The organism is Streptomyces sp. Act143 (genome assembly GCF_003143935.1).
Taxonomy (GTDB): Bacteria; Actinomycetota; Actinomycetes; order Streptomycetales; family Streptomycetaceae; genus Streptomyces.
Genome location: NZ_QFRX01000001.1, coordinates 2,795,533 through 2,816,819, shown reverse-complemented (window position 1 = coordinate 2,816,819; position 21,287 = coordinate 2,795,533). Strand labels below are relative to the sequence as shown.

The window sequence follows — 21,287 nt, the reverse complement described above, 5'->3', positions numbered from 1 at the left end:
GCCCCCCGACTCACCCAAGGAACAAAGGAGTTCCCGTGCAGAACGCAGGAGAGCTGTCGCGGCGTCAGATCCTGGCCGCCGCGGGCTTCATCGGCCTCGCCACCCTCACCGGCTGCGGCAGCGGCGACGACGGCGGCGACGGCAAGGACCTCTCCAAGAAGCAGAACGGCGCGATGAAGGAGTACCGCGCCGGCCAGCAGTTCAAGGCCGCCAAGCCGCTGTCCTTCTCGATGCTGCACAACAACAACCCGGTCTACCCGTACAAGAGCAGCTGGCTGTTCTGGAAGGAGGTCACCAAGCGCACCGGCATCACCCTGAAGCCGGTCGACGTCCCGCTCGCCGACTACGAGAAGAAGCGCAGCGTCCTCATCGGCGCGGGAGACGCCCCCTTCCTGATCCCCAAGACGTACCACCCGGGCGAGGTCGCCTTCGTGTCCTCGGGCGCGATCCTCCCGGTCAGCGAGTACGTGCACCTGATGCCCAACTTCCAGGACAAGGTGAAGAAGTGGAAGCTCGAACCCGAGCTCGACTCCATACGCCAGTCCGACGGCAAGTACTACCTGCTGCCCGGCCTGCACGAGAAGCCCAAGGCCGGCTACTCGCTCTCCTTCCGCACGGACGTCCTCGACAAGCTCGGCCTGGCCCTGCCCACCACCTGGGACGAGGTGTACTCCGTCCTGAAGGCGATCAGGGCGGAGTACCCCGACAAGTACCCGTGGACCGACCGCTGGAGCATCAACACCCCCTTCCCCTGCGGGGCGTTGTTCCAATACCTCGGCCAGGCCTACGGGGTGAAGGCCGGCTGGGCGTACGACAACATCAGCTTCGACACCAAGGCCCAGAAGTTCGTCTTCACCGCCACCCAGGACAACTACCGGGCGATGATCGAGTACTTGAGAAAGATCGTCGCCGAGAAGCTCCTCGACCCGGAGAGCTTCACCCAGCAGGACGACCAGGCCGTGCAGAAGCTGCTCGCCGAGAAGTCGTACGTCATCAGCGCCAACCCGCAGGAGCTGGTGCAGAACTACCGTTACAACCTGGAGAAGCAGGTCAAGGGCGCGAAGATCGAGATGGTCCCGGTGCCGCTCGGCCCGGCCGGCCCCGTCGTCCTCGGCGGCGTCCGGCTGGAGAACGGGATCATGGTCTCCAGCAAGGCGCTCAAGAGTGACAGCTTCGTGGCGATGATGCAGTTCGTGGACTGGCTCTGGTACTCGGACGAGGGCCAGAAGCTGTGCAAGTGGGGCGTCAAGGGCGTCACCTACACCGAGTCCGGCGGCAGGTACGAGCTGCGGCCCGGGATCTCCCTCATGGGTTCCGACCCGGACGCCCCGAAGGACCTCCAGAAGGACTTCGGCTTCTTCAATGGCGTCTTCACCTACGGCGGCAGCTGGGAGCTGGTCTCCTCCAACTTCGGCCCGGACGAGAAGAAGTTCCAGGACACGATGTCCCAGCGCCAGGAACTGCCCATCGACCCCGCCCACCCCCTGCAGTCCGTCGAGCAGGAACAGGCGACCTTGTGGGACACCCCGCTCAAGGACCACGCCATCCAGAACACCCTCAAGTTCGTCCTCGGCAAACGCCCGATGTCCGAATGGGACGCCTACGTCTCCGAGTTGAAGTCGAAGAACCTGCAACAACTCGTCGACCTGCACAACAAGGCCTACGACCGGTTCAAGAAGGAGAACGGGTGATCCGCGTCCCCGCCGCACCGATCGGCCCGCTCTCCGACGCCTGGCGCCACTGCGTCGGCACCGGCCGCATCGAACTCGCCCTGCGCCGCGACTACCAGGACTCGCTGAAGCTCCTCCAGGACGAGATCGGCTTCCGGTACATCCGGGGCCACGGCCTGCTGAGCGACGGCATGGCGGTTTACCGGCCCTACGAGTGGCAGGGCACCCGGCACGTCCACCACTCCTTCACCTACGTCGACCAGGTCGTCGACGCCTACCTCGACCTGGGCATCCGGCCCTTCCTCGAACTCGGCTTCATGCCGACCGAGCTGGCGTCCGGCCGGCAGACGGTGTTCTGGTGGCGGGGCAACGTCACCCCGCCCCGGTCGTACGACGAGTGGGCCGACCTGGTCCGCGCCACCGTCTCCCACCTCGTCGACCGCTACGGGCTCGACGAGGTCCGCACCTGGCCCATCGAGGTGTGGAACGAGCCCAACCTGACCGACTTCTGGGAGAACGCCGACGAACCGGCGTATCACCGGCTGTACGAGGTGACGGCGGCCGCGGTGAAGGACGTGGACGCCGGGCTCCAGGTCGGCGGCCCGGCGATCTCGCCCGGCGCGGACGAATGGCTGGGCCGTTTCGCCGAGTTCGCCGAACGCCGGGACGTGCCCGTCGACTTCGTGTCGAAGCACGCCTACACCTCGGAGCCGGCGCAACACGTGCCCTTCGGCGTGTACCAGCGACTCGCGCCCGCCCAAGGACTCCTGGACCAGTTCGCCACCCCCCGGGACCTCCTCAAGGGCACCCGGCTGGCCGAACTACCGGTCCACATCACCGAGTTCAACTCCTCCTACCGCCCCGACAACCCCATCCACGACACCGCCTTCCACGCCGCCTACCTGGCTCCCGTCCTCGCGCACGGCGGCGACCACGTCGACTCCTTCTCCTACTGGACGTTCAGCGACATGTTCGAGGAGGCCGGCCCGCCGACCGCGCTCTTCCACGGCGGTTTCGGACTGCTCACCCACCGGCAGGTGAAGAAGCCGGCGTACCACCTGTACGCGTTCATGGCGCGGATGGGCACCCAACTGCTCGCCCGCGGCGACGACCACCTGGTCGGCAGGCATGCCGACGGCCGTGTCACCGTCCTCGCGTGGGCGCCGGTCGACGCAGGCGGGCAGACACCGGGGCCCGAGCGGCACCGGGTGCGGCTGTCCGTGCCGCTGAGGTCCGCGGGGGAGGCGTTCGTCCGACGGTCCACCGTGGACGAGGAGCACGGCAACGCCCGCACGGCCTGGCAGCGCATGGGCAGCCCCCGGTCACCGCGGCCGGACCAGGTCGACGTGCTCCATGAGGCGGCGGAACCGGCCCGGCGGCATCTGCGGCTGCCGGTGGCGGACGACCGGGTGGAGCTGGACCTGACGCTGAGCCGCCACGAGGTGACGCTGGTCGAGGTCAGCGCCGTCGACGAGCAGGCGCCGCCCTGGACGGACGAGGGCCGGCTGCTCGGCAGGGACCCGCGATGAGCGCCCCGGCCCCCGCCTTCGGCGTCGGCTCCCTCTCCCGCGCCGCCGCCCTCGTCCACACCCTCCTCACGGTCGAGGCCCTCCTCCTGGCCGCGGCGAGCCCGGGCCTGGCGGGGCTGCTCCTGCTGGGCGCCGACCCGTCCAACCTCCCCCTGGCCGCCGTGTGCCTCCTCCCGCTCGGCCCCGCCGCCTCCGCCGCCGTCTACGCCCTGCACCACCGCGACCGCGACCTCACCGACCTGCACCCGGCCCGCGCCTACCGGCGCGGCTGGCGCCTCAACGCGCTCCCGGCGCTGCGGCTGTGGGCGCCGCTGCTGGCCTGGCTCACGGTCATCGCCTTCACGCTCACCCACTTCGCCGCCACAGGGCTGCCCGGCTGGTGGGCGGTCCTGCTCGGCGCGATCGGCGTCGGTGCACTGCTCTGGGGGGCCCACGCCCTCGTCCTGACCTCCCTCTTCAGCTTCCGTACCCGGGACACCGCACGCCTCGCCGCGTACTTCCTGGTCCGGCACGGCCGCGCCACCCTTGCCGCCGGATCGCTGCTGGTCCTGACCGCCGCGGGGACCACCCTGCTGACCGAGGCCCTGCCCGCCCTGCTGGCCGCCCCGCTGCTGCTGTCCCTGCTGCACGGCAGCCGCCCGGTGATCGCCGAGACCGAGAGGGACTTCACCGCATGACCGGCAAGATTCCGTACGGCGGCGACTACAACCCCGAGCAGTGGCCGGAGGACGTCTGGGACGAGGACCACCGTCTCTTCACCCGGGCCGGCATCGACACCCTCACCGTCGGCGTCTTCTCCTGGTCGCTCACACAACCCGCCGAGGAGTCCCACGACTTCACGCTCCTCGACCGCATCCTCGACCGCGCCGCCGCCGAAGGCCGCCGGGTGTGCCTCGCCACCGGCACCGCCGCCCTCCCGCCCTGGCTCGCGAAGAAGTACCCCGACACCAACCGCACCGACTTCGAGGGCCGCCGGCACCGCCACGGCCAGCGGCACAACTTCTGCCCCAGCTCACCGGCGTACCGCCGCCTCGCCACCGCCATGGCCGCCCGGCTCGCCGAACGCTACGCCGATCACCCGGCGCTGCTCGCCTGGCACATCAACAACGAGTACGGCGGCGTCTGTTACTGCGAGCTGTGCGCGGACGCCTTCCGGGACTGGCTCCGCGACCGGTACGGGCAGTCGCTCGACGCCCTCAACGACGCCTGGTGGACGACCTTCTGGTCGCACCGCTACACCGACTGGGACGAGATCGAACCGCCGAACGCCCTCACCGAACACTGGCGGGGGCCCGACCACACCGCCTTCCAGGCCATCACCCTCGACTACTTCCGCTTCACCACCGACGCCCTGCTCGGCTGCTTCCTGGCCGAGAAGGAGGCGATCCGCCGGTACGACCGCGAGACACCCGTCACCACCAACTTCATGGGCATGTTCCGCCCCCTCGACTACCACCGCTGGGCGCCCCACCTCGACTTCGCCTCCTGGGACAGCTACCCGCCCCTCGACGCCCCGCCGACCTGGCCCGCCCTGGCCCACGACCTGATGCGCGGCCTCAAGGACGGCGCCCCCTTCTGGCTGATGGAGCAGACCCCGTCGACCACGGCCTGCCGGGACGTGAACCCCCTGCGCAGACCGGGCGAGCTGCGCCTCGCCACCTTCCAGGCCGTCGCCCACGGCGCCGACGCGGCCCTGTACTTCCAGATGCGCGCCTCCCGCGGCGCCTGCGAGAAGTACCACGGGGCGGTCATCGGGCACGCCGGACGGGACGACACCCGGGTCTTCCGTGAAGTAGCCGCGCTGGGAAGGGAGTTGGAGACGCTCGGCGGGGCGACCCTCGGCGCCCGTACCCCCGCCCGCACCGCCCTGCTCTTCGACTGGGACAGCTGGTGGGCCCTGGAGATCTCCGACGGCCCCTCCCGGCTGGTGAAGTACCAGGAGGTCGTCCACGCCTACTACCGTGCCGCCCGCGCGGCCGGCGCCGACGTGGACGTCGTACCACAGACCGCCGACCTCACCGCGTACGACGTGATCCTCGCTCCGGCCCTCTTCATGGTCAAGGGCGACCTGGCCGCGCGCCTGGAGGCCGTCGCCGCACGCGGCGGCACCGTCCTCGCGACCTTCCTCTCCGGCCGCGTCGACGCACACGACCGCGCGTTCCGCGCCGACGTGCCCGGCCCGCTCGCCCCGCTGATGGGCGTCCGCGTGGACGAATGCGACTCCCGGCCGCCGGAAGTCGTCCAGCCCATAACCGAGTTGGGGTCCGAAGCCCGCCTGGTCTTCGAGATCGTCCAGCCGCGCGGCGCCGAGCCGGTCGCCACCTACGGCAGCGACTTCTACGCCGGCACCCCGGCGGTGACCCGCAACGCCTTCGGCCGGGGCGCGGGCTGGTACGTCGCCACCGCCCTCGACCAGCCCGGCGTCGACGCGGTGGTCCGCCGTGTCCTCGCCCGCCACGACCTGATCGGCCCGTACGCCGGCCACCCGGCCGTCGAGACCGCGACCCGTACCGCCCCCGACGGCACCCGCCTACTCTTCCTCCTCAACCACGCAGCCGCACCTGCCCACTTGACGGCTCACGCCACCGCCGAGGACCTGCTGACCGGGAAGCGCGTCGAGGAGGGTGAGCCGCTGTCCCTGGAGCCGCTGGGCGTGGCGGTGCTGCGGCTGCTCAGCCGATGGTGACGACCCGCGCCCAGGACGGCGGGGTGTCCGGGACGTAGTCGGGATCTCGCTCGTTCCCCCCAAGAGCGGGGCGGGGGAAGAGCCCGACGACCGTACGGCACGGCGGCGGTGCCGAGGGCCACGGAGTCTGGCCGTCCGTCAGGGCGACGATCACGTCCGGGCGGGGCCGGGAGCGCAGCGCCCGGGTGAAACCGGAGCGCAGGTCCGTCCCCCCGCCGCCGATCAGTTCGATGTCCTCGGCGCGGCAGAGCGGAGCGGCCAGCCCCGCCGCCGCGTCGCAGGAGATCACCGAGACCAGGTCGCGCCGGCCGCCGACGGCCCGTGCGATCCCCGCCACCTCCAGCAGCGCGCTGCCCAGCTCGGCGTCGCTCACCGACCCCGAGGTGTCGATCACCACGCACACCCGGGGCGGGGTGCGGCGCAGACTCGGCAACAGGACCCCCGGGACGGCGGCCGAGCGGCGGGACGGGCGCCGGTAGGTGTGGTTCTCGCCCACCCCCGGCGCACCCGCCGCCGAGCGGATCGCCGCGCCGAGCAACTGCCGCCAGGGCTGCGGCGGATGGAACGCCTCGTCCGCCCAGCGGCGCCAGCCGTCCGGGGTGTCGCCCGGCTGCCCCTTGATCCCCTCGGCGACCCGGAAGCGCACCGCGTCCCGCTGCTGCCGGGTCAGCCCGTGCGACCCGTCGGGGCCCAGCTCCCACGGCCGTGCCTGGCCGTCGGCGCCGCTGCCGCAGTCCAGCCAGGCCAGGTCACCGGTGCACCCGGACATCGAGGACGTCCGCAGGTACTCCTCCATCAGCAGGCCGCTCGTCAGCCCCAGCCGCGAGGGCAGCACCGCGCCGGCCGGCCGGGGCAGCCCGTCGCCGTAGATGTCGTCGTTGATCTCGAAGTCGGCGGCGATGTTCCGCCGCAGGCGCTGCCCCGGGCCGTACTCCTCGTTCTCCCGCGCGTAGCGCTCGCCGCGCCCGTGGTGGTCCCGCAGCAGATGGGACACCTCGTGCACCCAGACACCGGCCAGCTCCTCCACCGGCATGCGGGCCACGAAGGCGGGGGAGACGTAGCAGCGCCAGTGCGCGTCGACCGCCATCGTCGGCACCGACCGGTCCTCGACGATGTGCAGCGCGAACAGGGCGACGGCGAGGTAGGGACGCACCTTGACGGCGTGCAGCCGGGCGGCGAGCAGCTTCTCCATGTCCAGCGGGACCGCGGACTCCAGGGGAGGCCGGGCGCCCAGGGGGCGTGTGGCGTTCGGTGAGCGTGTGGCGTCCGGGGGGAGTGCGGCGTCCGGTGGGAGCGCGGTGGTCGCCCCGCTGCCCGCCACCACCGGCGGCCGCGGCCGCGTGGCCCCCACCGGCCGGGGCGGCGGAGGCGGCGGCATAGGCCGCGGCACCGGCCGTTTCCGCACGACCCCCGAAAGGGCACCCCGCCCGTGCTCCGCCATCGTGCCCTGCGTCATCGCCCCGCTTCCGGTCCCCGCTTTCGTGTTCTGGGTCGCGGGGCCGCCCCCGGCCCCCGCGCTGGTCCTCGTGTCCTGCGTCATCCGGGCGTCCCCGGCCCTCGCCCCCGCCCCCGCCTCAGCGTCCCGCGTCATCGCCCCGCTCCCGGCCCCCGCCCCCGCCTCCATGCCCTCCGTCACCGCGCCACCCCCAGCACCCGCCCGGCCCCCGCTGCCTCCGCGCGGGTCACCGACTTTTCCGCGCGGTCGGCGATTCCGACGACCCTTGCCAGCCGTTCCACCGTCGCCGGGACCTCCCAGTCGTCCCGTCGCAGGCCGGCCAGTGCCTTGGCCGGGGCTACCAGCAGATCCGGGGCGCCGGTCTCCATCGCCCGGACCAGCACCGCCCAGCCCGCTTCCCAGCGATCCCGCTCCGGGCGCGCCCCGACCGCCGCCACCACCGCCTCCAGCGCGGCCTGCCGCAGATCGCCGCGCTCCGGCAGCTCGGCGGCCGGCGGATCGGCCAGCAGCAGCTCCGGGTCCGGCAGCTCCATCCGGTCGAGATGGGCCAGCAGCTCAAGGCCCGGCCCGTCGCCCACCGCGCCCCGCACCAGCAGCGCCAGCACCTCCCGGGAGACGGACGCCGCGGTGCCGAAGGCCAGCAGGGTCAGTGCCGTCTCCCAGCTGCGGGGCGAGGGCCAGGCCCCGCCGCGCCGCGTCTCCGTGCTCGGAAGCCGGTGGATCAGCGTCGGCCGGGTGTGCAGGAAGCCGCAGACCGCACGCCGGGCGAAGGCCACCGCCTCCGGCAGCCGCTCAGGGTCCAGACGGGGCAGCTCGGCCCGCGGCCAGACCCCGCCGAGGCCGCGTACCACCACGTCCCGGTCGTGCATCCAGTACAGGTGCACGAACCGGTTGGCCAGCGGCGGGCTCAGCTCCCAGCCGTCCGCCGCCGACGCCCGCGGATTGGCGGCGGCCACGATCCGTACCCCCGGCGGCAGTTGGAGCGCGCCTACCCTGCGCTCCAGTACGACCCGCAGCAGCGCGGCCTGCACGGCCGGGGTGGCGGTGGACAGCTCGTCCAGGAAGAGCAGGCCCCGCCCCGCCCGTACGAGCTCCACGGCCCACTGCGGCGGGGCCATCGGCACGCCCTGCACCGCGGGGTCGTCGCCCACGATGGGCAGCCCGGAGAAGTCGGTCGGCTCGTGGACGCTGGCGATCACGGTCGTCAGCGGCAGGTCGAGGGAGTCGGCGAGCTGGGTCAGCGCCGCGGTCTTGCCGATGCCGGGCTCGCCCCACAGCAGTACGGGCAGGTCGGCCGCGACGGCGAGCGTGAGCGCGTCGAGCTGGTCGTCGGGGCGGGGTTCGGTGGTGGTGGTCCGGAGCAGGGCCAGGAGATCGTCGGCGAGGGCGAGTTGGGGGGACGCGGGCAGGAGGGCGTGCGAAGTCATGGGCATCACCTGGGTGGTGTCGGGGAACGGGACAGCAGGTCCCGAAACGAGAGGGAAGAAGGGGGAGTTGATCAGAGGCCGATGCGCGGCCGGGTGCGACTGCCGCGCTTGCGCCGCATCTCATGGGGCAGCCGGCGGTCGAGCCGCGGACGGTGACCCGCCTCGGGCCGCGCCAGGCTCCCCACCGCACCGGCGGCCGGGTGCTCGGGAACCAGCCCCGACCGGTAGAGCCCATGGTCGACGCGGCGGGCCGCGGCCGATTGCAGCGCGTCCCGGAGCGGCCCGTCGCGCAGCACCGCGCCGGGGCCGAGCAGCCCCTCGACCACGGCCAGCGCGCCGACGACGTCACCGTGACCGAGCCGCTCCCGGACCGCGGGCAGCGCCTCCGGGCTGCGGTGCACCGCGTCGATCGCCCGCAGGCAGGGCAGCGGCGGCCCGCCGAGCGCCACCAGCAGTTCCTCGCGGCGCAGTTGCTCCGGATCGTGATCGACCGCCGTCAGCACGCCGTTCCGCAGCGCGATCCGATGGACCTCGCCCCGGCACTCCACGCGATGCGGATCGCGCACCTCGGCGACGGGAACGGCCGCCTCCACCGCAGGGCAGTGCGCGGCCAACGCGCCGGCGACCAGCGGATGCAGCCGGTCGACCGGGACCAGTCCGGCCCGCACCAGCTCCAGATCCGGCAGCACCCGGGCCGCCGCCTCCGGCAGCACCGGAAGCGCCGCGACCTCCTGCGGCGGCGGTTCCTCCCGCACCGGCCGGAACGTCGGCGCGTGAGTGTCGTCGGGCGCGACGAGTTCCAGCACGGCACGGTTGCGCGCCCCGAGCCGCACGGTGAAGGCACCCCGGGGGCGGCCGTCGGCGCGGAACAGCAACTCCGCCTCGGCGGCCCAACGCGCCCTGGCCCACGTGGCGTCGGAGTCGTCGGCGCAGCGCCGCCAGAGCTCGCCGCTGCGTTCCGCGTCCCACAGGTGCCGGTGCAGATCGAGCCGGAAACGCCGGTCGGGGTGGGGGTGCGGATGGTGTGCGGGGCCGCTGTCCCCGGACTCCTCCCACAGCGCGAGCGCCATCCGCTGCCCGGCGTCCGCCCAGGCCGGCGGCGTCCGCACCACCAGATGCAGCGGAGCTGCACCCTGGTAGCGGGCCAGGGAAAGCGTCAGGCCCGGCCGCAGCCGCCCGTCGGGGGCGGTCCGAGGCATGTGCCAGCGCAGCAGATCCGGCGCCAACCGGCGCAGATCCGCCCGCAGTCGAGCGGTGACTTCAGTGCCGTGACGACTTCGCACGGCGCGCAGATCGAGATCGACGTCGACCCGGGCGGCAGCGCAGGCGCCCGCCCAGTCACCGGCCGCACGCCGTGCCGCCGAGGTCTCGATCATGGACAGTGGCACGGCGTACTCACGCACGCGCTGCCACATCAACAGGCGGGTCGGAATCCCGTTCGCGAGGTGGGCTGCCATCAGCACTCACCTTGTGCGAACGAGTCCCCCAATCCGAACGAGGAGAAGTTCTTCATCGGCGGCATCATAAGCACCACGCTCAGGATCTGTCAGTGAATAATCCGCCCGCGCTCGTCCGCGACCCCCGACTTCCGGAAGAAGTAGCTGTTGATCTGGTCCCGCCACTCGCGGGCACCGCGCAGCTGCTCCTCGAACAGTTCGGCCACCCGCGCATGCCGCGCCGCATCGACGACCCCGGCCAGCGAGGCCCACACCCGCCGGGCCTCCTCGACCTCCGCCACCCCCTCGAAGTGTGTGTCGTAGATGTGCTGGATCACGGTCTTCCCGCTCTTCAGGACATGTCCGTACGGCACATGATGGAAGAACAGCAGCAGTTCGTCGGGGCAGGACGCGACCGACTCGTACACCTCGGCCCACCGCTTGCCGTACTGCCCCGCGTACCCGGTGCCGGAGGCGACAGTGCGGTCCACCCCCACCCCGTCCCGGTCGGCGAAGTGGTAGGTCCCCCACGGGCTGTACTCGTACCCGTCCACGCTCGGCCCGTAGTGATGCCCCGGCTGCACCATGAAACCGACGCCGAGCGGCGCGGTGTACTTCTCGTACGTCCGCCACGAGCCCGCCATGACCGCCCGCACCCCGGCCGCCGCCCCCGCCCCGAAGGTGAGCCCGAGCCACTCGTCCAGGATGCCGTCGACGTCCGCGTCCGGCCGCCAGGCCAGCCGCCCGAAGGTGTAGAGGTTGGCCTGGGCCAGCGGATGCCCGGTCCAGAACGGGTCGTCACCGACGTTCGACACCGCGACGAGCCCACCGCGCGCCAACTCCGCGACCGCCGAACCCTCTTCGGGCTCGAAGCGCAGCACCTCGCTCCACATCGGCCCCAGCCAGCAGACATGCCGCTGCTGCCCGGTGTACTCCTGCGTGGCCTGCAACTCCACCGCGAGCCGCGTCCCCGGCATCGCGCCGATCAGCGGCGAGACCGGTTCACGCACCTGGAAGTCCATCGGCCCGTGCTTCACCTGGAGCACGGCGTTGGCCGCGAACTCCCCGTCCAGCGGCGTGAAATGGTCGTACGCTGCCCGCGCCCGGTCCGTCGAGCGGTCCCGCCAGTCCTGGTGGTGGTTGTAGACGAACGCCCGCCAGTGCACGGTGCCGCCGTACGGCTCCAGCGCGGCGGCCAGCATGTTCGCCCCGTCGGCATGGCTGCGGCCGTACGCGAACGGGCCGGGCTGGCCCTCCGAGTCGGCCTTCACGACGTACCCGCCGAAGTCCGGTATCGCCTCGTAGACCCGGGCGGTGGCCTGCGCCCACCACGCCCGCACGTCCGCGTCGAGCGGATCGGCCGTCGTCAGTCCGCCCAGCACGACCGGCGCCGCGAAGGTGACCGACAGCTGCGTTCGGATGCCGTACCGTCGCAACACGTCCGCCAGGGCGGCGACTTGGTCGATCCGGTCGGTCAGCAGACGCGCCTCGGTCTCGTGCACGTTGACGTTGTTGACGGCCACGGCGTTGATCCCGCAGGACGCCAGCAGCCTGCCGTACGCCGCCACCCGGTCCAGGTCCCCGCGCGCCCGCCCGTCCTCCCAGAACAGCGAGCCGCCCGCGTAGCCCCGTTCCACCTGGCCCATGACCGGGTGCACGGCCACGTTGTCCCAGTGGTCCAGCATGCGCAGCCCGATCGCCGGCCGATGGGTCTCCCGCACCGGCTCGCCGCGGAACGCCTCCTCACCGAGCCGGACGACATGGAAGAAGCCGTACAGCAGCCCGCGCGCCCCGGACGCGGTGACGTGCGTCCGCCCGTCACCCCGCTGGTAGGTGAACCCCTCGGAGTCGTCGTCACCGTCCAGCTCCAGCACCAGGTCGTGCGCGCCGGGCGCCCGCGAGACTCCGCCCCCGAACCGGGCGCACGCCTCCGCGACCTCCCCGTACACCGTGTCCACGAGCGGGCCCGAGCCGCGGATCAGTGTGCGCCGGGTGCCGATCGGCCGGAACACCTCGTCCGGCAGCCAGGCCGGATCGACACCCCGCACGCCCCGCATGAGTCCTCCCATACCCCTGCTCAGCCGAGCAGTTCGAGTTCCGAGACCACCGCCTCGCCGTCGAGGACCAGGCGGTACCTCCCGTACGTACCCGGAGACCCCACGGTGAACGCACGTGTCTGCCGGTCCCAGGAGAAGGACTCCCCGGACCGCCGGTCGAGGGTCTCCCAGGTCGTCCCGTCGTCCGCCGATCCCTGGAGCGTCCAGCCGGTCGGCGCCTTTGTGCGGTCACCGGACGACGTCACCGTGTACTGCACCCCCTTGACCGGCCCGGGCACCGGGAGGTCCACCGAGGTCACGGACGCGTCCGTCGCCGACGTGTCGTCGAACAGCGCCCCGTCACCCTTCAGCATGTCGGTGCGCGGGTCCGGCACCTTGTCGTCCTGCGTGATCGACACGGGCGCCGAGCCGCTGCCCCACGACGACGGCCGCGGCCCCATGGCGAAGTCCAGCACCGCCCCCTTCGCGAGCAGCGCGTGCGGGAGCGAAGTCGAGGACCAGGAACGCCCGTTGACCCGCAATCCCTGGACGTACACATTGCGGGAGCTGTTCCTCGGCGCCCGCACCACCAGGTCCCGGCCGTTCTCCAGATGCACGGTCGCCTTGGTGAACAGGGGGGATCCGACGGCGTATTCGCCGCTGCCCATCACCAGCGGGTAGAAGCCCAGCGCGGAGAACAGGTACCAGGCCGACTGTTCACCGTTGTCCTCGTCGCCGTGGTAGCCCTGGCCGATCTCACTGCCGACGTAGAGCCGGGACAGCACCTCGCGGACGTTGCGCTGGGTCTTCCAGGGCTGACCGGCCGCGTCGTACATGTAGTTCACGTGGTGGGCGACCTGGTTGGAGTGCCCGTACATGCCCATCCGCACGTCCCGCGCCTCGGTCATCTCGTGGATGACACCGCCGTACGAGCCGACGAGGTCGGGAGAGGCGGTCTCCGGCGTGGCGAAGTAGGTGTCGAGCTTGTCCGCCAGCCCGGCGCGTCCGCCGTACAGGTTGGCGAGTCCGCGCGAGTCCTGCGGGGCGGTGAAGGCGTAGCCCCAGCCGTTGGTCTCGGTGTAGTCGTAGCCCCAGACCCGCGGGTCGTAGGCCGAGGACGCCACGCGCCAGTTCCCGGCGAGGTCCCGGCCCTGGAAGAAGCCGGCCTTCGGGTCGAACAGGTTCACGTACTCCCGGGCCCGGTTGAGGAAGTACTCCGACTCCTCCGCGTACCGCTCGTCCCCCGTCTTCTCGTACAGTGCCCGGCCCATCCGTGCGATGCCGTAGTCGTTGAGGTAGCCCTCCAGCGCCCACGACAGGCCCTCGTGCGTCTCGGTGCTCGTGTAGCCGAGGAACGGGGAGGTCACCATGCCCTTGCGGCCCACGCCCGACATCGGCGGCACCACCGTCGCGTTCTTCACGGCCGCGTCGTACGCCGCCTCGGCGTCGAAGTCGACACCCTTGACGTAGGCGTCGGCGAAGGCGACGTCCGAGGAGGTGCCGGTCATCAGGTCGGCGTAGCCGGGGGAGGACCAGCGCGAGGTCCAGCCGCCGTCCTTGTACTGCTGCACGAACCCGTCCACCATGTCACCCGCCTGACCAGGCGTCAGCAGCGAGTACGCGGGCCAAGTGGTCCGATAGGTGTCCCAGAAGCCGTTGTTGACGTACACCTTGCCGTCGACGATCTTCGCCCCGGTGTGCGTCGGGGTGTCGGGGCCGGGCATGGGGGAGAAGGGAGACGCGTACTTGTACTCCGAACCCACCTTCTCGAAGCCCGAGTTGGGATACAGGTACAGCCGGTACAGGCTGGAGTACAGCGTCGTCAGCTGGTCCGGCGTGGCGCCCTCGACCTCGACCTTGCCGAGGAGACGGTCCCACTGGCGCTGGGCGCGGTCCCGTACGGTGTCGAATCCGGTGCCGTCCGGGATCTCCTGCCGCAGGTTGTCCTTCGCCTGGTCGACGCTGATGAGCGAGGTCGCCAGCCGCAGGGTGACCGTCGGGCTGTCGAAGCGCAGGTACCCCTTCACCCCCTCCGACGCGCCCTCCGTCACCGGCTGGTCGAAGACGCCGTAGACGAAGAGCCGCGTCGCGCCCGTCGACAGCCCGGACTTCACGTCCGAGTAGCCGGTGACGACCCCCGCCGCCTTGTCGAGCGTCAGGCCCGCCTGATCGGTGACGTTGTCGAAGAGGACGCTCGCGTCGTCGCCGGGGTAGCTGAAGCGGAGCGCCGCCGCGTGGTCGGTCGGCGCCATCTCCGCCTTCACACCGTTCTCGAACCGCACCCCGTAGTAGTAAGGCCGCGCGGTCTCGTTCTCGTGCCGGAAGGCCAGCTCCCGGGCCTCGCGGCCGGTGTCGGGGACGCCGGACGCGGCCGACGGCATCACCTGGAAGGTCTGCCGGTCGCCCATCCAGGGACTCGGCTCGTGACTGGCGCTGAACGCCTGGATCGTCGGCAGGTTGTCGTCGTTGTTGCCGCGCGCGTAGTCGTACAGCCAGCTCAGCGAGCCCGCGTTGGTCACCGGCGTCCAGAAGTTGAAGCCATGCGGCACGGCCGTCGCCGGGAAGTTGTTGCCGCGCGAGAAGCCGCCGCTGGAGTGGGTGCCGCGGGTCGTCAGCGCGTAGTCGGACAGATGGGCCTTCGGCCGCTCCGGCGCGACGCGCTCGATCCGTACGTCGTCCAGCCAGCCGCGGAACCTGGCCGGGCCGCGCGGGGAGTCGTACGCCACCAGAATCCGGTCGACCGTCTTCCCGGCCGCCACCGACCCGATCCGCGAGGCCACGCTGTTCCACTGGTTCACGTACAGCACCTTCGCGGCCCCCTGAGCCTGCGGCGACAGCCCGAACCCGTGCTGGTCCGTCGCCCCGAGCCCGCTCAGATAGGTGCCGTCGGTGAAGGCCAGGTCGACCGCCACGTTCGTGGCGTCGTAGTCGCGGTCGCCGTCCGCCATCGACGGGAAGACGCGGTAGGACAGACGCGTGTTCCAGCGGACGGCGACATTCACGTCGTAGACCTTGTTGTACGCGTACGCCCGCCCGTCCGCCGTGTGCCGCCCCGCGTACCGCAGCGCGCGCTTGCCGGTGAACCCGGCGCGTGCCTTCGCCGTCGGCGAGCCGCTCGGGCCGCGGTCGACCAGGGACAGCATGTCCTGCGGGACCGGGCCGCCGCTGCCGCCCGTGGAGAGCTGGAGGTCGGCGAGCTGGAGTATGCCGTCGGCGCCGCCGTTGGCCGTCACGTCCAGACGGAAGTGCTGGTACTCGGCCGGTTCCGGGAGGTCGTACGACTTTGTCTGGAACCGTTCGTCGAACGTCTCGCCGGAGCGGGTGTCGAGGGTCTTCCAGCTCTTGCCGTCGGCGGAACCCTTCAGGGTCCAGTCCCTGGGGTCGCGCTCGGCGTAGTCGTTGGCCGAGGTGAGGGCGTACGCGGAGATTTTGAAGGGTTTGTCCAGGTCGAATTCGACCCAGCCGGTGGCCTCGAAGGCCAGCCACTTGGTGACCGCCTCGCCGTCGGCGAGGTTCTCCTTCACCTCGCCGCCGCCCGTGTTCTCGGCGCTGGCGCGGATGTCCGTGACGTGATCGGTGACGTTGCCCGGGATGCCGCTGCTGTAGCCGCCGTCGACGCCCGAGGCGCGCTCGGGGGTGTTCAGCCAGTCGGGGGCGGGATCGTCCGGCTCGAAGGAGGAGGTGAACCGCTGGTCGGGGGTGGTGGGGGGCTGGGGCAGGGCGACGGCCTGAGGACCGGCTGCCAAAACGAGAGCCGCCATCGCGACCACTGTCGAACACCGTCTGTGCCGCATGGACCAACACGCTCCCTGCATGTCGTGGACAACGTTGTCGACTTCGATGCGCAAGGATCAGTTGTGGTCCAAGTGGTGAAGGATGTCAAGGGTGTTGAGTGTGGCGTTCAGGCGTATTGCCGGTGGTTTTTCCTTCGGGCGGTGCACAGCCCGCACATATTTCCGGGAGGTCTCAACTCGGAAAAGACCCGTGGCCAACCTTGCATTCGATCTTGCTCCGCTGGCGGGAAGTGGACTATACCTGTCGGCGATTCACCGATCTGTTCCACCGCACGACCCGCACTTCCTGCACGACCCAGCGTGACCCGATCGCGGTGCCGGCGAGGATCCGGTTCACCGCCTGAGTCCTGGAGAAGGCGAGGACTTGAGCATGGGATCCACTTCCGCCGAGAACCCCGACGGCACCGCACACGTCGGCCGCCGTGATCTGATCAAGCGGTCCGCCGCACTCGGTCTGATCTCCGTCCCGACGATGAGTTTCCTCTCCGCGTGCGCCAGCGGCGGCGGGGACGACGACGCGAGCGACAACAGCACCAAGGGCGCCACCTCGAAGGACAATCCCTTCGGCGCGGCGAAGGGCGGCAAGCTCGACGTCGTGATCTTCAAGGGCGGTTACGGCGACGACTACGCCAAGGCGTGGGAGGCCGCTTTCCAGAAGGACCTGGGGATCACCTCCACCCACACCGGCACCCAGGAGATCACCGGCAAGCTCCAGCCCCGCTTCAACGCGGGCAACCCGCCGGACATCGTCGACGACTCCGGTGCCCAGCAGATCAAGGTCGACGTGCTGTACAAGAACGGGCAGCTGCTCGACCTCGCCGAGGTGCTGGACGCCCCGGCGGTCGACGACCCGAGCAAGAAGGTCCGCGACCTGATCATCCCGGGCACCCTCGACGCCGGTATGCAGGAGGGCAAGATCGTCGCCCTCAACTACATCTATACCGTCTGGGGCCTGTGGTACTCCGGCAAGCTCTTCAAGGAGAAGGGCTGGGAGGCGCCCAAGACCTGGGACGACTTCATCGCCATCTGCCAGGACGCCAAGAAGCAGGGCATCGGCGGCCTCGCCCACCAGGGCAAGTACCCGTACTACATCAACGTCGCCATCATGGACCTGATCGCCAAGACCGGCGGCCTGGACGCCATGAAGGCGATCGACAACCTCGACCCCAAGGCGTTCGTCGGCTCCGACGCGGCGAAGGCGGGCGTGGAGGCGATCTACGAGGTCGTGGAGAAGGGCCTGCTGATGCCCGGCACCAACGGCCTGACCCACACCGAGTCGCAGACCCGCTGGAACCAGTACAAAGCGGCCTTCATCACCAGCGGTTCCTGGCTGGAGAACGAGCAGCTGAAGTCGACACCGGAGGACTTCGACATGAAGTTCCTGCCGATGCCGCTGCTGCCGGACAGCAAGCTGCCGTTCGAGGCGATCCGGGCCGGCTCCGGCGAGCCGTTCATCATCCCCGCGAAGGCCAAGAACCTGGCCGGCGCCAAGGAGTTCATGCGGCGCATGCTCTCCAAGGAGTGGTCCACGCTCTTCGCCAAGGAGGCCAACTCCCTCACCATTCTCAAGGACGGCGTCGACCCCAGCGTCCAGCTGCGGCCGGGCACCCAGTCCACGGTGGAGGCGTCGAAGGCGGCCGGCAGCAACACCTTCCGCTACCTGTACACCGAGTGGTACAGCGAGATGGGCACGGCGATCGAGGCCGCCTCCAACGAACTGATGGCCAAGCGCATCCAGCCGAACGAGTGGCTGAAGCGCTGCCAGGCCGCGGTCGACAAGCAGGCCAAGGACCCGGCCTCGAAGAAGAACCACCGGGACTGACCGCAACGCCGTTTCCCGGGCCGGGTCATTCCGGCCCGGGAGAGGACATCAGGGGCAGGAATCGCCAATGCGCAAAGGGCAGTACAGGTTCGTCGCGGGTTTTCTGTTCGCCCCCGTGGCGCTCTATCTGATCTTCGTGATCTGGCCGTATCTCCAGACGTTCGGCTATTCGCTGACCGACTGGAAGGGACAGTCGCAGACCTTCAAGTTCGTCGGCCTGGACAACTACAAGGCGCTGTTCCAGGACGACGTCTTCATGCAGGCGATCTGGCACAACATCCTGTTCCTGATCTTCATTCCGGTGATCACGATCCTGCTCGCCCTGTTCTTCGCGTTCATGCTGAACGCGGGCGGGCGCAGCAGGGCCGGCGGGGTGTCGGGCGTCGCCGGATCGTCGTTCTACAAAATCGTCTACTTCTTTCCGCAGGTGCTGTCACTGGCGATCGTCGCGGTGCTGTTCAACGCCGTGTACCGCAGTGACGGCGGCGGCCTGCTCAACGGTTTTCTGATCAAACTCGGACTGGTCGACGCCGACAGCCCGATGGAATGGCTGAACGAGCCGAACCTGGTCCTGTGGATGCTGCTGATCGCCGTCGTCTGGCACGGCGTCGGCTTCTACCTGGTGCTGTTCTCGGCCGCCATGCAGTCGATCCCCCGGGACATCTACGAGGCGGCGCTCATCGACGGCGCCGGCCGCAACCAGTCCTTCTTCCGCATCACCCTGCCCCTGCTGTGGGACTCCGTGCAGACCGCCTGGGTCTACCTGGGCATCGTCGCGATGGACATGTTCGTCCTGGTGTCCTCGATGACCCAGAACATGGGCGCCTACGGCGGCGGGCCCGACCACAAGAGCGACGTGATGTCGACGGTGATGATGCGCAACTTCCAGTACTTCGGCAAGAGCGGATACGCCTGCGCGATGGGCGTCGTCATGCTGCTGCTCACCCTGGTCCTGTCCGTGGTCACGCTGCGCGCCACCCGCCGCGACCGCGTCGAGTTCTGAGCGGGAGAGATACGACGATGAGCGCACCCATCAAGGAGACCTCGGACGCTCCCGTCCGGCGGCCCGTGGCCAAGACCCCGGCCCGGGCCGGTGACGAGCGCGGCGAGGGCGTCGTGCTGAACGTCTTCTCGCACGGCTTCCTCGCCCTGTGGGCCCTGCTGATCATCCTGCCGCTGCTGTGGCTGGTGCTGAGCTCCTTCAAGACCGACGCCCAGATCGGCGGTTCGGCCTTCGGCTGGCCGCAGAACTGGTCACTGGACGTCTTCTCCCGTGCCTGGGACAAGGGCATCGGCGACTACTTCCTCAACACCGTGATCGTGCTGGTCTTCTCGGTGCCGCTGACGATGCTGTTCGGCTCGATGGCGGCGTACGTGCTGGCCCGCTACGAGTTCTGGGGCAACCGTTTCCTCTACTACTTCTTCGTGGCCGGCGCGATGTTCCCGGTGTTCCTCGCCCTCGTCCCGCTGTTCTTCATGGTCAAACGGCTGGACATGCTGAACACCTACCAGGGCCTGATCCTGGTGTACGTCGCCTACTCGATGCCGTTCACCGTCTTCTTCATGCACGCCTTCTTCCGGACCCTGCCCACCGCGGTCTTCGAGGCGGCGATCCTCGACGGGGCCTCGCACAGCCGCACCTTCTTCCAGGTGATGCTGCCCATGGCGAAGCCGGGTCTGCTCAGCGTCGGCATCTTCAACACCCTCGGCCAGTGGAACCAGTTCATCCTGCCGACGGTCCTCATGCAGCCGCAGAGCGGTGACGATCCGGAACGCTACGTCCTCACCCAGGGCCTCATCCAGCTCCAGCAGCAACAGGGGTACGCCTCCGATCTGCCGGTGCTCTTCGCGGGCGTGACCATCGCCATGATCCCGATGCTGGTGGTGTACCTGTCCTTCCAGCGTCAGGTGCAGGCCGGCCTGACATCCGCGACCTTGAAGTGAGCCGCCGGTAGCGCTCCGAAACCGACCGTGCGCACGCCGTTCCCCGCCCAGGGAGCGGCGTACGCCCGTGTGTGCAGCACCGCGGATACTGTTCAACCTCTTGACGGGAGGCGACCCGAACGGCTCAGCTTAGAGTTCACTAGTTGGACATGAACGGGGCCTCGTCGATGCGGTCCCGCGCGCAGGAGGTCGTCGTGGAGACTCCGGGGTCGCAGTCGTCGCTGCACCGAGCCAACCTGGAACGGGTCGTCCGGGCCGTCCGGCTGGCCGGGTCGCTCACCCAGGCGGAGATCGCGAGGACCACGGGTCTGTCCGCGGCGACCGTCTCCAACATCGTCCGCGAGCTCAAGGACGGCGGAACCGTCGAGGTCACGCCCACCTCGGCCGGTGGCCGACGAGCCCGCAGCGTCTCCCTCAGCGGCGACGCCGGCATCGTCATCGGCGTCGACTTCGGCCACACCCACCTTCGGGTCGCCGTCGGCAACCTCGCCCACCAGGTGCTGGCCGAGGAGTCCGAGCCGCTGGACGTCGACGCCTCCTCGACGCAGGGCTTCGACCGGGCGGAAGAGCTGGTCAATCGCCTGATCGCAGCAACGGGCGTGGACCGCTCGAAGATCGCGGGCGTGGGCCTCGGCGTCCCCGGCCCGATCGACCTGGAGTCCGGCTCCCTGGGCTCCTCCGCGATCCTGCCGGGCTGGATCGGCGCCAAGCCCGCCGAGGAGCTACGAGGCCGTCTGGGCGTCCCCGTGCACGTCGACAACGACGCCAACCTGGGCGCCCTCGGCGAGATGGTCTGGGGCAGCGGCAGGGGCGTCAGGGACCTGGCGTACATCAAGGTCGCCAGCGGTGTCGGCGCGGGCCTGGTCATCAACGGCAAGATCTACCGGGGCCCGGGTGGCACAGCGGGGGAAATCGGGCATATTACTCTTGATGAGTCCGGCCCTGTCTGCCGCTGCGGAAACCGGGGCTGCCTGGAGACCTTCGCGGCCGCGCGCTATGTGCTGCCGCTCCTCCAGTCCAGTCACGGCACGGACCTGACGATGGAAGGCGTCGTGCGGCTGGCCAGGGACGGAGACCCTGGCTGTCGTCGGGTGATCGCCGACGTCGGCCGCCACATCGGCAGTGGAGTCGCCAATCTCTGCAATCTCCTGAACCCGAGCAGGGTGGTCCTCGGTGGTGATCTCGCCGAGGCCGGCGAGCTGGTCCTTGGCCCCATAAGGGAGTCCGTCAGCCGCTACGCCATTCCCAGCGCGGCACGTCAACTCACCGTTCTCCCCGGGGCACTTGGAGGCCGTGCGGAGGTGCTCGGAGCACTCGCCCTCGCACTCAGCGAGATGGGTGATTCGACCCTTTTGGACGGCACGCTGCACGCGGCGACTCCTGCCTTCACTTAGAGAACGAAACCCGCCGTTGCCAACCCGTTAAGTATTTACTTCTTGACGTCGCACGTGTGGCCGAGTTGACTTCCAGCCACCTCGGCCGCAACG

At 70.3% G+C, this 21,287-nt stretch carries 13 protein-coding genes; 8 read left to right on the top strand and 5 right to left on the bottom strand.

Annotation, left to right across the window (positions count from 1 at the left end):
• The first annotated feature begins 35 nt into the window (after positions 1 to 35).
• Genes DI272_RS12565 through DI272_RS12550 form a run of 4 tightly spaced genes read left to right on the top strand, consistent with a single transcriptional unit; the run spans position 36 to position 5,885 of the window.
• Positions 36 to 1,691 (top strand): extracellular solute-binding protein, encoded by a 1,656-nt coding sequence (locus tag DI272_RS12565; RefSeq protein ID WP_109495454.1) that lies wholly within the window; start codon positions 36 to 38, stop codon positions 1,689 to 1,691.
• Entirely contained in the window at positions 1,688 to 3,199 is a 1,512-nt protein-coding gene (locus DI272_RS12560) for a glycosyl hydrolase (protein ID WP_109495453.1), read from the top strand. Before DI272_RS12565 ends, DI272_RS12560 begins: the two co-directional genes overlap by 4 nt.
• The gene (locus tag DI272_RS12555) at positions 3,196 to 3,876 is read left to right on the top strand and encodes a hypothetical protein (RefSeq protein WP_109495452.1); all 681 of its coding nucleotides are present in this window, start codon (positions 3,196 to 3,198) and stop codon (positions 3,874 to 3,876) included. Before DI272_RS12560 ends, DI272_RS12555 begins: the two co-directional genes overlap by 4 nt.
• On the top strand, positions 3,873 to 5,885 hold the full coding sequence (locus DI272_RS12550) for a beta-galactosidase (RefSeq protein ID WP_109495451.1): 2,013 nt from the start codon (positions 3,873 to 3,875) through the stop codon (positions 5,883 to 5,885). The genes DI272_RS12555 and DI272_RS12550 overlap by 4 nt, the downstream gene beginning before the upstream one ends.
• Here DI272_RS12550 and DI272_RS12545 read toward each other — a convergent pair.
• From DI272_RS12545 to DI272_RS12525, 5 genes are all read right to left on the bottom strand, one after another.
• Positions 5,872 to 7,077, bottom strand: a complete 1,206-nt coding sequence (locus tag DI272_RS12545; protein ID WP_109495450.1) for a VWA-like domain-containing protein — start codon at positions 7,075 to 7,077, stop codon at positions 5,872 to 5,874. The two genes, DI272_RS12550 and DI272_RS12545, sit on opposite strands and share 14 nt — an antisense overlap.
• Before the next feature lie 440 nt (positions 7,078 to 7,517).
• Positions 7,518 to 8,768, bottom strand: a complete 1,251-nt coding sequence (locus tag DI272_RS12540) for a MoxR family ATPase (protein ID WP_109495449.1) — start codon at positions 8,766 to 8,768, stop codon at positions 7,518 to 7,520.
• 71 nt (positions 8,769 to 8,839) lie between these two features.
• Entirely contained in the window at positions 8,840 to 10,225 is a 1,386-nt protein-coding gene (locus DI272_RS12535) for a hypothetical protein (protein ID WP_109495448.1), read from the bottom strand.
• An 89-nt stretch (positions 10,226 to 10,314) separates the two neighbouring features.
• Complete coding sequence (locus DI272_RS12530) at positions 10,315 to 12,261, bottom strand: alpha-glucuronidase (RefSeq protein ID WP_109495447.1); 1,947 nt, start codon at positions 12,259 to 12,261, stop codon at positions 10,315 to 10,317.
• Between the two features lie 20 nt (positions 12,262 to 12,281).
• Complete coding sequence (locus tag DI272_RS12525) at positions 12,282 to 16,001, bottom strand: GH92 family glycosyl hydrolase (RefSeq protein WP_258314533.1); 3,720 nt, start codon at positions 15,999 to 16,001, stop codon at positions 12,282 to 12,284.
• Between the two features lie 403 nt (positions 16,002 to 16,404).
• Here DI272_RS12525 and ngcE point away from each other — a divergent pair, with 403 nt between their 5' ends.
• From ngcE to DI272_RS12505, 4 genes are all read left to right on the top strand, one after another.
• Positions 16,405 to 17,856, top strand: a complete 1,452-nt coding sequence (ngcE, locus tag DI272_RS12520; RefSeq protein WP_109495445.1) for an N-acetylglucosamine/diacetylchitobiose ABC transporter substrate-binding protein — start codon at positions 16,405 to 16,407, stop codon at positions 17,854 to 17,856.
• 67 nt (positions 17,857 to 17,923) lie between these two features.
• Positions 17,924 to 18,859 carry a carbohydrate ABC transporter permease gene (locus DI272_RS12515; RefSeq protein ID WP_109495444.1) on the top strand — a complete coding sequence of 312 codons (936 nt, stop codon included), beginning with the start codon at positions 17,924 to 17,926 and terminating at the stop codon, positions 18,857 to 18,859.
• A 17-nt stretch (positions 18,860 to 18,876) separates the two neighbouring features.
• A complete protein-coding gene (locus tag DI272_RS12510) occupies positions 18,877 to 19,800 on the top strand; it encodes a carbohydrate ABC transporter permease (RefSeq protein ID WP_109495443.1) in 924 nt (307 codons plus the stop codon).
• A 194-nt stretch (positions 19,801 to 19,994) separates the two neighbouring features.
• A complete protein-coding gene (locus DI272_RS12505) occupies positions 19,995 to 21,194 on the top strand; it encodes an ROK family transcriptional regulator (RefSeq protein ID WP_109500811.1) in 1,200 nt (399 codons plus the stop codon).
• The last annotated feature ends 93 nt before the right edge of the window (positions 21,195 to 21,287 follow it).